General features: G+C 58.9%; 12 protein-coding genes. 3 read left to right on the top strand and 9 right to left on the bottom strand.

Annotated features, from left to right (window positions below):
• Positions 1-115: 115 nt before the first annotated feature.
• The 3 genes from ABRP98_RS07315 to gatB form a co-directional block, all read right to left on the bottom strand.
• Entirely contained in the window at positions 116-1,546 is a 1,431-nt protein-coding gene (locus ABRP98_RS07315; protein ID WP_349858363.1) for a YkvI family membrane protein, read from the bottom strand.
• A 202-nt stretch (positions 1,547-1,748) separates the two neighbouring features.
• Positions 1,749-2,801: an NAD(P)-dependent alcohol dehydrogenase gene (locus tag ABRP98_RS07310; RefSeq protein ID WP_349858361.1), complete on the bottom strand. Its 1,053-nt coding sequence runs from the start codon at positions 2,799-2,801 to the stop codon at positions 1,749-1,751.
• Between the two features lie 128 nt (positions 2,802-2,929).
• Entirely contained in the window at positions 2,930-4,435 is a 1,506-nt protein-coding gene (gene gatB / locus ABRP98_RS07305) for an Asp-tRNA(Asn)/Glu-tRNA(Gln) amidotransferase subunit GatB (protein WP_034658400.1), read from the bottom strand.
• A 57-nt stretch (positions 4,436-4,492) separates the two neighbouring features.
• Between gatB and ABRP98_RS07300 the strand changes: the two genes are divergently transcribed.
• Positions 4,493-5,278 carry a DUF4261 domain-containing protein gene (locus ABRP98_RS07300; RefSeq protein WP_349858359.1) on the top strand — a complete coding sequence of 262 codons (786 nt, stop codon included), beginning with the start codon at positions 4,493-4,495 and terminating at the stop codon, positions 5,276-5,278.
• Here ABRP98_RS07300 and ABRP98_RS07295 read toward each other — a convergent pair.
• The 3 genes from ABRP98_RS07295 to ABRP98_RS07285 form a co-directional block, all read right to left on the bottom strand.
• Positions 5,268-6,239, bottom strand: a complete 972-nt coding sequence (locus tag ABRP98_RS07295; RefSeq protein WP_349858357.1) for a bile acid:sodium symporter family protein — start codon at positions 6,237-6,239, stop codon at positions 5,268-5,270. The genes ABRP98_RS07300 and ABRP98_RS07295 overlap by 11 nt on opposite strands.
• A 71-nt stretch (positions 6,240-6,310) precedes the next feature.
• Positions 6,311-7,342 (bottom strand): ATP-dependent 6-phosphofructokinase, encoded by a 1,032-nt coding sequence (locus ABRP98_RS07290; protein WP_349858355.1) that lies wholly within the window; start codon positions 7,340-7,342, stop codon positions 6,311-6,313.
• A 24-nt stretch (positions 7,343-7,366) separates the two neighbouring features.
• Positions 7,367-8,743 (bottom strand): DHA2 family efflux MFS transporter permease subunit, encoded by a 1,377-nt coding sequence (locus ABRP98_RS07285; RefSeq protein ID WP_349858353.1) that lies wholly within the window; start codon positions 8,741-8,743, stop codon positions 7,367-7,369.
• A 47-nt stretch (positions 8,744-8,790) separates the two neighbouring features.
• On the opposite strand from ABRP98_RS07285, the gene ABRP98_RS07280 reads away from it, so the two are divergent.
• Positions 8,791-9,114 carry a membrane protein gene (locus ABRP98_RS07280; protein ID WP_005282483.1) on the top strand — a complete coding sequence of 108 codons (324 nt, stop codon included), beginning with the start codon at positions 8,791-8,793 and terminating at the stop codon, positions 9,112-9,114.
• Between the two features lie 77 nt (positions 9,115-9,191).
• Here ABRP98_RS07280 and ABRP98_RS07275 read toward each other — a convergent pair whose 3' ends face one another.
• From ABRP98_RS07275 to gatC, 3 genes are all read right to left on the bottom strand, one after another.
• Complete coding sequence (locus ABRP98_RS07275) at positions 9,192-9,707, bottom strand: META domain-containing protein (protein ID WP_349858351.1); 516 nt, start codon at positions 9,705-9,707, stop codon at positions 9,192-9,194.
• A gap of 104 nt (positions 9,708-9,811) precedes the next feature.
• Entirely contained in the window at positions 9,812-11,299 is a 1,488-nt protein-coding gene (gatA, locus tag ABRP98_RS07270; RefSeq protein WP_349858350.1) for an Asp-tRNA(Asn)/Glu-tRNA(Gln) amidotransferase subunit GatA, read from the bottom strand.
• Positions 11,300-11,596 (bottom strand): Asp-tRNA(Asn)/Glu-tRNA(Gln) amidotransferase subunit GatC, encoded by a 297-nt coding sequence (gatC, locus tag ABRP98_RS07265; RefSeq protein WP_005280231.1) that lies wholly within the window; start codon positions 11,594-11,596, stop codon positions 11,300-11,302. It lies immediately after the preceding gene.
• A 199-nt stretch (positions 11,597-11,795) separates the two neighbouring features.
• Here gatC and ABRP98_RS07260 point away from each other — a divergent pair, with 199 nt between their 5' ends.
• The gene (locus ABRP98_RS07260) at positions 11,796-12,458 is read left to right on the top strand and encodes an ACT domain-containing protein (RefSeq protein ID WP_284796341.1); all 663 of its coding nucleotides are present in this window, start codon (positions 11,796-11,798) and stop codon (positions 12,456-12,458) included.
• Positions 12,459-12,460 lie beyond the last annotated feature (2 nt).

Raw genomic sequence — 12,460 nt, 5'->3', positions numbered from 1 at the left:
GATGCAATATCGGAATCAGACCCTTGAACCCCTCATCGCCTAGAATTAAACCAGTCCAACTTTCGGGGGCCAGTTCAAATTCCTGGGGAGGGAAATTTATTGTCTGAAGGAAAGATTACTTCTGGGAACTTTCCGCTTCGGAAGACTCGTTGTCTTCCTCTGGGTCACCGATAGCACCGGTTTCTTCGATCCACTGTTCAATCTCTTCCGGCGAGCGGTCGTGCTCTACGCCATCGCGCTCGACGTAGTAGGTGTGATCGTCCTGGTTTTCCTTCTCAAATTCTTCCTTATCAAAGTCCACATCGTCATCACCGTCGAGCTTCTCCGTCACCTCGGTCACGAGCTCTTCATAGAGGGCCTCGCTATCCATGTTGGAATCCTCGAGGTGCTGGCCAATCTCATCGTCATAGCGCTCTGCGTCGTAGTCCTTATTCGGATTCAGCTTAAGGTGCATCAGCGAACGCACGCGCTCGCGGCGCAGCGCCTCATCCTGAATCTTGGACTGGCTGCGGAACCATGCGAAGACCAAGACGGCCACCATCGCAATGCCCATGTAGCCGATGACTGGATAGACGTACTGCATCAAAGTCTTGAAGCCGAAGAAGGAAACGCCGAAGCCTGCAAGACAGCCTGCGATAAAGATAACGCGGAACTTGGCCTCGTTACCTGCGGAGAGGCGCTTACCCAATGCGTAGAACATACCAATGGCGGTATTGAAAATCATCAGGTAAATAACGATGGCCATAATTGCGCCCAAGACAGGGTTGACGCTATCGACCAAGGACAGCATCGGGATATCGGAGCCCTCGATCTCTTCGGCGTTCATCAGCAGCGCGAAGCCTGCCAGTCCCATCATGATGGAGTAAACAATGCCACCTACGATGCCGCCCCAACCGGCCTCACGGGGGCTAATGTTATCGCCGCCGATAACCAAGGACATCGAAACCGCCAGCATCAAAGCCAGACCGTTGTAGTTCAGCGCGGAGACCAACCAGTTACCAATCGGGGTATCGATTTGGCTGGATGCTTCCATTGCCGCGCCAACATCGTCCGGCATATGGAACATGGTGTAGATGGCCACACCAATGACGGCGATGATGATGGACGGCGTGAGCATACCGATGACCTTGGACACCTTATTGACGTCCATCATGCCGACGGCAATCACAAGCCCCAGCATCAGCGTGGAGCCGATCCAAGCCTGCCAGCCAAATTGCTGCTCCATATTGGAACCGGCGCCGGCCAGCATCACGAAGCCGATGGCAAAAAGCGTGATGATAACGGCGACGTCCAATAGCTTGGACACGATGGGATGGGTGACTTTGCGGAAGACCGTGTTGTGCTCAGTGGCGTGGAAATAGCTGCCCAATTGCAAGAACACGGTGCCCGCCAGCGTCATAATGGCCGCTGCGACAATAATGCCGGCAATACCCCAGGAGCCGAAGGCGGTGAAATATTGCACGACCTCTTGGCCCGTAGCAAAGCCTGCGCCTACCAGCAGTCCCACGAAGGACATGGCCATGGCGAGAATATTTTTATAAGACACAGTTGCCTAACTTTTGTAGCGGATAATTTTCACACACCAGTGCGCGCGTTCCAGGCCCCCTCCTTATCCCCCAACGCATGCAGGGAGGCGCGGCGCAGGAGTGTGCTCCTGTGCACATGGTACGTAAGCTAATAACGAAATCCTACTTGCACGTGCGTGAAATACAATACATCATCGCTCATCGATGAAGTAGCTTACATACTTAATTCGCGAAAGTTTCCGTATCGATGACGAAACGGAACTTTACGTCACCGGCAACAACCCGCTCATAGGCTGCATCAACGTCCTCAACGCCCACCTTTTCGATGACCGCTCCAATGCCGTGTTCTGCACAAAAGTCCAGCATCTCTTGGGTTTCTGCGATGCCACCGATATTGTTTCCGGTCAACACTTTACCGCCACCAACGAGGTTGCCCATCGTGATTCCCAGCTCCTCCGGCGGCAGGCCGACCACGGACATGATTCCGCGCGGCTTCAAAAGCTGCAGGTAATCATTGAGGGAATAGGAGGCGGAAATGGTAGACAAAATCAGGTCAAACTCGCCCTTGTGGTTGGCAAAGAAATCGGGGGCCTCGCCCGTTGCCAGTACCCGCTTCGCGCCAAGCTCGTAGGCTTCTTGTTCCTTGCGCAGGGAGCGAGAGATGACGGTAACCTCAGCGCCCTTTGCGGCGGCAATCTGCACACCCATGTGGCCCAAACCGCCGAGGCCAACGACGGCCACCTTATCGCCTTCCTTGACCTGCCACCGGGCCAAGGGCGAGTAGGTGGTAATTCCGGCACACAACAACGGAGCAGCAACGTCAAAGTCGAGGCCTTCTGGAATCGTCAACACGAAATTCTCATTGACTACGACTTTTTGCGCATAGCCGCCCTGGGTAATTGTTCCATCAACATCTTCAGAGTTATAGGTTCCCACCGAGCCGTTTAGGCAGTTTTGCTCTTGCCCATTGCGGCACTGCTCGCACACCCCGCAGGAATTGACCAAGCAGCCCACTCCCACGCGGTCACCCACCTTAAATTTGGTGACCTTGTCCCCCACGGCTTCCACCACGCCGGCAATCTCGTGGCCCACCGTCAGCGGGAAGTGGGCCTCTCCCCACTCATTGCGAATGGTGTGGATATCCGAGTGGCAAATGCCCGCCGCCTTGATGTCAATGACAACGTCATCTTCGCGCGGGTCGCGGCGCTCGATTTCTACGGTGCGAAATGGTGCATCTGGGCTCGTTTTTTGCAGAACTTTAGATTTAATTGGCATGTCACGTAGTCTACGCTTTACCTGCCTGACCTGCCCAAATGAAAATTATGGTCAATTTAAAAACCACGAAAGCCAGCCTCCAACCCCGCCGGATGCAGGGCCGAAGACTGGCTGGATTAGTAGGCGTTTTAGCTCAACTTTTCCGCGATCAGCTTATTAACCTGACCCGGATCCGCCTTGCCCTGCGTCGCCTTCATTACGGCGCCGACAATCGCACCGGTAACCTTCTTATTGCCGGCGCGGTACTTCTCCACGATGTCCGGGTTTGCGGCCAATGCATCATCCACAGCTTTTTCGATGGCGCCGTCATCGCGTACGACCTCGAGGCCGCGCTTGGCGACGACCTCGTCAACGTCGCCCTCCCCCGCCAACACGCCATCGACGGCTTGGCGCGCCAGCTTGGTGGTCAGTTTTCCTTCCTTGACCAGGGCGATGACGCGGGCTATGTGGGCTGGGGTGATATCCAGCTCGGCCAAGGTCTTGTCCTGCTCATTGGCCTTACCTGCAAGATAAGACACCCACCAGGAACGAGCCTCATCCGGCTTCGCGCCGGCTTCAACCGTTTCCACGATGAGATCCAGCGCGCCCGCGTTGACCAGGTCGCGCATCTCCTCGTCCTTAATACCCCACTCCTTTTGGATGCGGGCGCGGCGGACCCACGGCAGCTCCGGAAGGGTTGCGCGCAGCTCTTCTACCCACTCGCGCGGGGCGATGACCGGCGGCAAATCCGGGTCGTTGAAGTAGCGGTAGTCTTCCGCGGTCTCCTTCGGGCGGCCCTTAGAAGTAGAGCCATCGGTTTCTTGGTAGTGGCGGGTCTCCTGCTCGATGCTGCCGCCATCTTCCAGCACCTGTGCCTGGCGCTGCATCTCAAAGCGCACCGCCTGTTCGACCGAGCGCATGGAGTTGATGTTCTTCGTCTCGGTACGGGTACCGAATTCTTCTTGGCCGATAGGGCGCAAGGAAAGGTTGGAGTCCACGCGCATGGAACCTTGGTCCATGCGGGCATCGGAAACGCCCAAGGCGGCGACGAGCTCGCGCAGCGCCGAGACATAGGCCTTAGCCACTTCGGGGGCGCGCTCGCCAGCACCGATGATGGGCTTGGTGACGATCTCAATGAGCGGAATGCCCGCGCGGTTGCAGTCCACCAAGGATGCGGTGGCGCCATGAATGCGGCCATCGGCGCCACCCAGGTGGGTCAGCTTACCGGTGTCTTCTTCCATGTGGGCGCGCTCAATCTCTACGCGCCATTCCGTGCCGTCTTCCAGCACAACGTCGAGGTAGCCGTCATAGGCAATCGGCTCATCGTACTGGGAAATCTGGTAGTTCTTTGGCTGGTCCGGGTAGAAGTAATTCTTGCGGGCAAAGCGCGAGGATTCCGCGATGGAGCAATTAAGCGCCAGGCCAATCTTGATTGCACCCTCCACGCCCTTGGAGTTAACCACGGGAAGTGCCCCGGGAAGGCCCAGCGATACCGGATCGGTATTGGAGTTAGGGGCTGCGCTGAAGTTCGTGGCGGAGGTAGAAAACATCTTTGTTTCCGTATCCAGCTCCACGTGGACTTCCATGCCCATTACCGGTTCATACTTGTCGAGGACCTCGTCGAAGTCCATCAGGTCATACATCGCAGCAGTCATGCGTGCCATCTTAATACGTCCGTGCACTCTCGCGCGCTAGCCCCTAGGGTGACTGTCATGACGACTCCACATACCGTAGACAATTCGCTTGTCGATGCCCCACTGATTAACATCGCGGTCTTTTCCACCGCCCCTACTACCGATGAGATCAAAGACGCCGTCAGCAGCACCTTTTCGGGGCGCGTCGGCGAGATTACTCCTGGCAAGAACCCGGGTAGCCTCGTGGTGCCTATCGATGGCGCGTTTCTCCTGCACTACCAGACCATTGATTCTGCACCCACCCCAGATAGTTACGGCCTCCACCCCATTTTGAGCGCCGATGCCGGCGACCTCAACACTGCGGGATCCCAGGTGCTCGTCTCGGTCCTTCCTGATAGCAAGGAACACGACCTTTCCCATCAATTTCGCGAGCCGCGCCGCGAGCACCTCGAGCTGCTGTCCCAGGCGACGTCCGCCGTAGCCCAGCACCCCAATTGCCTCATCATCCACAACCCGCGCGGGAACGTCTCCATCTCCCCGGCGATGTTTAATGACGCCGTGCGCAATAACCTCGCACCCATGCACATTGCACCGGTGTGGATTACCCAATCTGGCGGCGAGCTCCGCGGCTATTCCATCGGCCTCGTCCAAGCAGGCCACCCGGAGATCCAGGCACGCACCAGCTCGATGGATCCGACGGACCTCTATTACAAGCTGGCGAATATCGCCAACCACATCCTGCAAGGCGCCACCGTCAAAGGCGGCGATACCTTGGCCTTCGAGGAAGGCCAACCTCCGCTCACCATTACGGAAGAGCCCTGGTTCGTAGACCAAGACTTCCCCGCTGTCACCATTAATTTTTAGCTGACTGTGCCCTGCGGGCATCGCTAAAGCGGCACAGCGCTGCCAAAATCGCGCCGGACAAGTTGTGCCACACGGAAAAGACGGCGCCGGGCAAGGCGGCCAGCGGGCTCATGTAGGACGAGGCAAGGCTGGTGGCCAGCCCGGAATTTTGCATTCCAACCTCCACAGCCATGGTGCGGCGCACCGGAACCGGCTGGCGGGTAAAGAGGCCTGCGAGGTATCCCAGGCCATAGCCGCACGCATTGTGAATGACCACGGCAGCAAAGACCAGCGCACCGGCGGTGGCGATATTGTCATGCGCGCCGCCGACCACGATGCACACGATCAAGGCAATCGCGGTAACGGAAATCCACGGCAAAGCCGCCTGAATCTTTGCCACGAGCCGGGGAAGCAGCATGCCGATGACGATGCCCGCGATGACCGGAACGAGCACCACCTTCACGATGGACCACGCCATCGATGCCGCGGAGACCGGCATGTATTCGCCCGCCAACCACAAGGTCAATAGCGGGGTGAGGATGGGCGCCAAAAGCGTAGAGATAGAGGTCATGGTCACTGAAAGCGCGACATCGCCGCGCGCTAAGTAGGACACCACGTTAGAGCTCGTGCCACCCGGGGCGCAGCCGACCAAAATCACGCCGGCCGCAACCGCCTCTGGCAGATCCATTACTGCCACCACGGCGAGCGCGATAAGCGGCATAATGACGAACTGCGCCACCACGCCGAGCACCACCGGGAGCGGCCGGCGCGCCACGAGTGCAAAATCGACGGGCTTGAGGGTAAGCCCCATGCCGAACATGACGATGCCTAACAGCGGGGTTACCTGCGGTGCAAAGGATGCCGCGGTGTCAGGGGCGATATAGCCAATAATGCCACCGATGATAACGAGCACGGGAAAGCCGAGCGCCGCGATGAGCGCCTGTCGTTCTTCCTGTTTTTCTGTAGCGCTATTGGTACTCATAGACAAAAGAATACCCTCCCACCATGTGAGAGAGCGATCTTAATATTCGAGACGGCGGTGTTTAACGGGCCTTAGCCGAAGAGGGCCTGCGCATTGCGGTAGCGGGCATCGGGCACCGTCTTCAACGTGCCCACGGCCTCTTCCAAAGGCACCAGTTCGATATCTTCGCCGTGCAGGGCAACACACATTCCTGAATCCCCGTTATGCGCCGCGCGGGCAGCGTGCACGCCGTAGCGGGTCGCTAGGACGCGGTCATACGCGGTGGGTGTGCCGCCGCGCTGAATGTGGCCCAACACGGTGGTGCGCACGTCGTATCCGGTGCGCTTATTGATTTCATCACCAATGACCTGGCCAATTCCGTTGAAGGTTTGGTGGCCAAATTGGTCGACGCCGCCGGCTTCAAATTCCATGGTGCCCTCCTTCGGCAGGGCTCCTTCAGCCACGCAAATGATGCCGTACTTCTCGCCCATCTGGAAGCGGCGTTCCATCGCCTTGGTAATTTCCGCGATATCAAAGGGCTCTTCCGGGATCACGGTGTAGTGTGCGCCGCCGGCCATGCCGGCATGCAGAGCAATCCAGCCTACGTGGCGGCCCATGACCTCCACGATGAGGATGCGGTTGTGGGACTCCGCCGTCGTGTGCAGGCGGTCGATCGCATCAGTTGCCACCGATACCGCGGTATCAAAGCCGAAGGTATAGTCCGTGGCGTTGACGTCATTGTCAATGGTCTTCGGCACGCCCACGACGGGGATGCCATTATCGTTAAGCCACTTAGCGCCCTTGAGCGTGCCTTCGCCGCCGATGGCAACGAGGGCATCGACTTCGGCCTCGCGCATATTCGTCTTGATCTGCTCCAGGCCGGCCTTAAATTTATTGGGGTGCAGCCGGCCGGTGCCCAAAATGGTGCCGCCGCGCAAGAGAATTCGGTCGATGCCGGCATCGTCGTAAAGATCGCGCCGGCGGTCTTCTAAAAGGCCAACCCACCCGTCTTCGTAACCCACGACGGTATCGCCGAATTCGTTGGATGCGGTTCGCACAACCGCACGGATTACAGCATTCAGGCCGGGGCAATCGCCACCGGAAGTCAGTACAGCTAGACGCATGATCCCCAATTTAGCGCAGGATTTTTATCCATGCAGCGTGTCCACGTAGCGCAGCGAGGAGATAAGTCCCACCACCAGCGCGATAACAATCACGAGAATCGAATTGATGATCGCTGTGGTCGGATTACCCGTTTGCATGACGGCGGAGACTAAAGCCACGCCTACCACGGATCCCACCTGGCGGGAGGTGTTATACGCCCCCGACGCTGCGCCCATGTGATGAGGTGAAATATCGCGCAGCGTCGTTGCCGCGTTGGAGCCCCAGATAAAGGACTGGCCAATTCCTAGGGCGGCGATGGGCAATGCCAGCCACCACGGATTGACATCGGCATGCATGACCCACCAGGCCACACACAGCGAGGCGATCATGAGGCTAAATCCCACCAGCCCCATCAAGCGCGGATTCACCGCGTCCGTAAGGATGCCCGCGATGGGTGACATCAGCATCGAAACCAGCACCATGGGAGCCACGATGATGCCGGCTTCCCCGGCGGATAACCCCTTGACCGATTGCAGCCACAACATCACCGGCAACATGACCGAAGCCGCCATAAAGCCCATGGTCAAAATACCTACGGAGCCGGCCGCATAGTTGCGGTTGTGGAAGAGCTCCACCGGAAAGAGCGGCGTGGAGCCGCGATCCTGCGCACTAGCCTGCAGGCGCACGAACGCGATGCTTGCAACTATGCCGATGGCAAGCACCACCAGCACCCGCCAATCCCAGTCCAGCTCTGGGCCTTGTTGGATGCCAAAGACAATCGAGCCAAGCGCAATGAGCGAGACTATGGCCGAGGGCTTATCGATGTCCTGGGCCGTCGTCGGCAGCTTCGGTATCCACAGCAGGGCCAACACAATGGCGGCGATAACAAATGGAATATGCACCCAGAAGGCCGCCTGCCAGCCAAAAGAAGCCACGAGGAACCCGCCGACTAGCGGCCCGGCCAATGACGCCACCGAGCCGATAATCCCCCACACGCCGAGCGCACGCCCGCGCCGCTCGCGGGCGAATACCCGGTTAATAACGGACATCGTCTGTGGCATCTCCAACGATGCGCCCAGGCCCTGCACGATGCGCGCGACGATGAGCACTTCTATCGACGGCGCCAGCGCACACGCTGCTGCGCCGATCCCAAATAGCGCCACCCCGATACAAAACAGGGCGCGCTGGCCTAGGACATCACCAAGCCGCCCCGTAAAAAGTAGCGGCACCACCACGGCAAGCAAAAAGGCTGCCGAAACCCACATGATTTCATTGACCGTGGCGCCCAAATCCGCCTGAATATCCGGCAGGGCGATGGCCACCATCGACTGGTCCAACAGGGATACAAAGAAACCGAGGGATAGGGCGAACATGGCGAGCCATGCCTGGCGCTCCGATGGCAGGTTAGTCTCCACAGTCATGGCAGGAATTCTAGCGGGGCACACAAATCAGGCCTAGACTGGCCACCATGTCCATGATTGATATCAAAAAGCCACAAGACGTATCCACCGCCACCACCGTTACCCTCGGCCTTATCGGTGGTTGGGTCACCGCCCGGGAGACCGGTATTCGCCCGCTCGGCGGCGTCATCCTCGGCGCAGCGGGCCTGTGGGCCGGCCGTTCCTGGGCCAAGAAAACCAATCCAGCCACGACCGCGGGCCTATCCGCCCTGTATGTCGGCGCGTTCGGCGCCTCCCACCCATTGGCAAAGAAGATTGGCTCTTGGCCAGCAGTCCTCGCCGTGACGGCCGCCTCTGCCGGAGCCGCCTACGCGCTTTCCGATGCCAAGTAGTCCACCCCGCCACATACACAACAGCACCATGGTCCCCCACTAAGGAGGAACATGGTGCTGAATGGTTTTATGAGTATTTACTCAACAACATTGAAGACAACGGCGTTGTCCTCAGCGCCCAGTGCGGCCTGGCCGTCAGGCAGAGCATAGAAGGAAGGCTCGGACTCGAGGACGTCACGCAGGGAATCAGAAAGTGCCTGGGTGTGGTCATCGCACGCCACCTTGGTGGAGACGAAGTCACCTACGTGAATGGTGCCATCCTTATCCACATCGTAGGAGGTGGTGTAGGTATTGCAGCCATCATCGAGAACCAGGGACTGATCCTTGTCGAACTGCACGGTGAACTGGCCGTCTTCCTTGACGGAGTGCAGCTCACCGGTGATGGTCTGGCCCTCAATATTCGGTACCAGCTTGTCAGCGTCTGCCGGCAGGGATTCCACCAAGTCGCTCTTGGCGGTGGTGTCTGCTACCTCGGTACCGGACTCAGCCGGTGCGGGGTTTGCTGCGGGTTCCTCAGCGTTTGCGACGCCCATGGTCATGAGCGCAGCTGCGGAGACGGACAACGTCGCGGTTGCAATCTTTTTCAAAGTCATACCCAATAATTTACCCCTGCCGGATGGGCGTCCGACAGGGGTGTAAACGAATCGTTATCTAATCCGCAGCTATTTCACAGTGACAACGATTTTAGATAGCGCGGCTATTTTTGGCGCTTGGCTTCATAGGCTGCGCCCACCTTGTACAGGCGGTCATCCTGGAAAGCCGGTGCCATGATCTGCAAACCGGTAGGCAGGTTGGTATCTGCAGCCATGCCGGAAGGCACGGACATGCCACACAGGCCGGCCAGGTTCAGCGGCAAGGTGCACAGGTCGAAGTTGTACATAGCCATGGGGTCTTCGGCCTTCTCCCCCAGCTTGAACGCCGTGGTCGGGGTGGTTGGCGAAACCAGCACGTCAGCCTGCTCAAAGGCGCGGGCAAAGTCTTGGGCAACCAGGGTGCGCACGCGCTGCGCCTGCAGGTAGTAGGCATCGTAATAGCCCACGGACAGCGCATACGTGCCCAGCATGATGCGGCGCTTGACCTCGGGTCCGAATCCCTCTGCGCGGGACTGGGACATGACCTGCTCCGCAGAGTGAGAGCCGTCATCGCCAGCGCGCAGGCCATAGCGCATGCCATCAAAGCGGGCCAGGTTGGACGAGACCTCACACGGCATGATCAGGTAGTAGGCGGCCAAAGCCTCATCGAAGTGCGGGCAGTCCACCTCGACGATTTCCGCGCCCTGCTCGCGCAGCTGTTCCACGGCGGCGTGGTAGTTCTCCATCACGCCGTCCTGCCAGCCATCGCGCTCGAATTGCTTGATAAGGCCAACCTTGACGCCGCTCAGATCGCCATTCGCACCTTCGCGGGCTGCCTCCACCACGGGGGCAACCGGCTTATCCACAGACGTGGCGTCGAAGGCATCGTGGCCGGCAATAACCTCGTGCAGGAGTGCGGTATCCAGAACGGTACGGCCACAGGGACCCGCTTGGTCCAGCGAGGATGCGGCTGCAATCAGGCCGTAGCGAGACACCGTGCCGTAGGTAGGCTTTACGCCCACGGTATTGGTGAGCGCCGCCGGCTGGCGGATGGATCCGCCGGTATCGGTACCAATACCTAAAGGAGCCTGCCCCGAAGCCAGCGCCGCTGCAGTGCCGCCACCGGAACCGCCCGGGGTGCGCTCGGTGTCATACGGGTTGTGAACCGGGCCAAAGGCGGAGTTCTCATTGGATGAACCCATCGCAAACTCGTCCAGGTTCGTCTTGCCAAGGATGGGGATGCCGGCCTCGCGCAGGCGCTTGGTCACCGTGGCGTCGTAGGGAGACATGTAGCCTTCGAGCATCTTGGATGCGGCGGTGGTGGGGGCATCGGTAGTAACCAGCAGGTCTTTTAGGGCCAGCGGCACACCGGCAAGTGCCGAGGCAGGCTTTTCGCCGGCGTCGAGGGCCTTATCCACGGCATCGGCAGCCGCCAATGCTTCCTCCTGCCCCACGTGCAGGAAGGAGTTAAGCTCCGGGTTGGTTTCTGCGATGCGATCCAAAAAGGCCTGGGTGACCTCGCGGGAGGTCACCTCGCGCGCGTGAATCTTGTCCGCCAGCTCGGCGGCGGTCAAAGAGGTCAGTCCCTCCGCAGGTACGACAACGTTGGTCATTTACTCTCCTCCCAAAATCTGCGGCACGACGAATCGCTCATCTTCCACGGCCGGCGCCTGGTCCAAGGCCTGCTCGGCGGTAAGGGTGCGCACGATGACGTCTTCGCGCATCGGTGCATCCACGGAGTGCGGGTGGCTCATCGGTTCCACGCCTTCAGTGTCCACGTTCCTTACTGCGGAAACGGAATCAACAATTTCATCAATCTGGCTTGCGAATTGGGCTAGCTCTTCATCGCTTAATGCCAGGCGGGAAAGCTTGGCAAGGTGGGCTACCTCATCACGCGAAATCTCAGACACGCGAACTCCATCCTTTTTCCATAATCGACGCGCAGGTGAAAATTATTTTCCCGCGCGTACTATGTAAATTGCTAAGGCACCATAATACTGCACCAACCCGCGCAGTTGCCGAGTCACCCCGAATTATTGCCCCTTGAACGCCGCACTGTGACCCAGGTATCGTAAATGGGACTACAAGCTACTGAAAGCGTGCGACTTAATGTCTTACCTAATCCGTGTCCTGCTTCCCGATACCCCTGGTAGTTTGGGCCAGCTTTCGGAGGCCTTCGGGCTGGTTGACGGAAATATCCAATCGGTTGACATCGTAGAAACCTTCCCGGATGGCACCGTCATGGATGACATTGTCATTGAGCTTCCCGCAGACGCGATGGCTGATGCACTCATCACCGCCGCCTCCTCCGTCCATGGCGTGGAAATAGATTCGATTCGGCCCTTCAGCGGCCGCGTGGACCGGCGCGGACAGATCGAGTTATTAGCGCGCGTGGCCGCCAATGCCTCAAACGTCACGGCAGCAATGGAGGAAGTCGTCGCGGCCATTCCAAAGGCAGCGACCTCCACGTGGGCCATCGTCATTGACAATAATGAGCCGATTCACCGCGTCGCTTCCTCAAACGCAGCCCCTGCCGATGACGATACGATTCCTGTCGACCTCAACATCGACAGCGCACGCACCTTGCACCCCGATAAGGACGAGTGGGTGCCAGAAAGCTGGGCACTGCTCGATTCCGCCCTGGCGGCCGCTCCCCTGGGAGATACCGGGATGGTCATCGCCATGGGCCGCACCGGCGGTCCAGAATACTTAGCCTCTGAGGTCGAGCACCTCGGCCACATCGGCACGATTTTGGGTGCCTTCCTCAAATAAGC

Source organism: Corynebacterium sp. KPL2838, from assembly GCF_040225455.1.
GTDB classification, from domain to species: Bacteria; Actinomycetota; Actinomycetes; order Mycobacteriales; family Mycobacteriaceae; genus Corynebacterium; species Corynebacterium rhinophilum.
The sequence above is the reverse complement of the archived record's forward strand: the minus strand, read 5'-3'. Positions and strand labels throughout refer to the sequence as shown.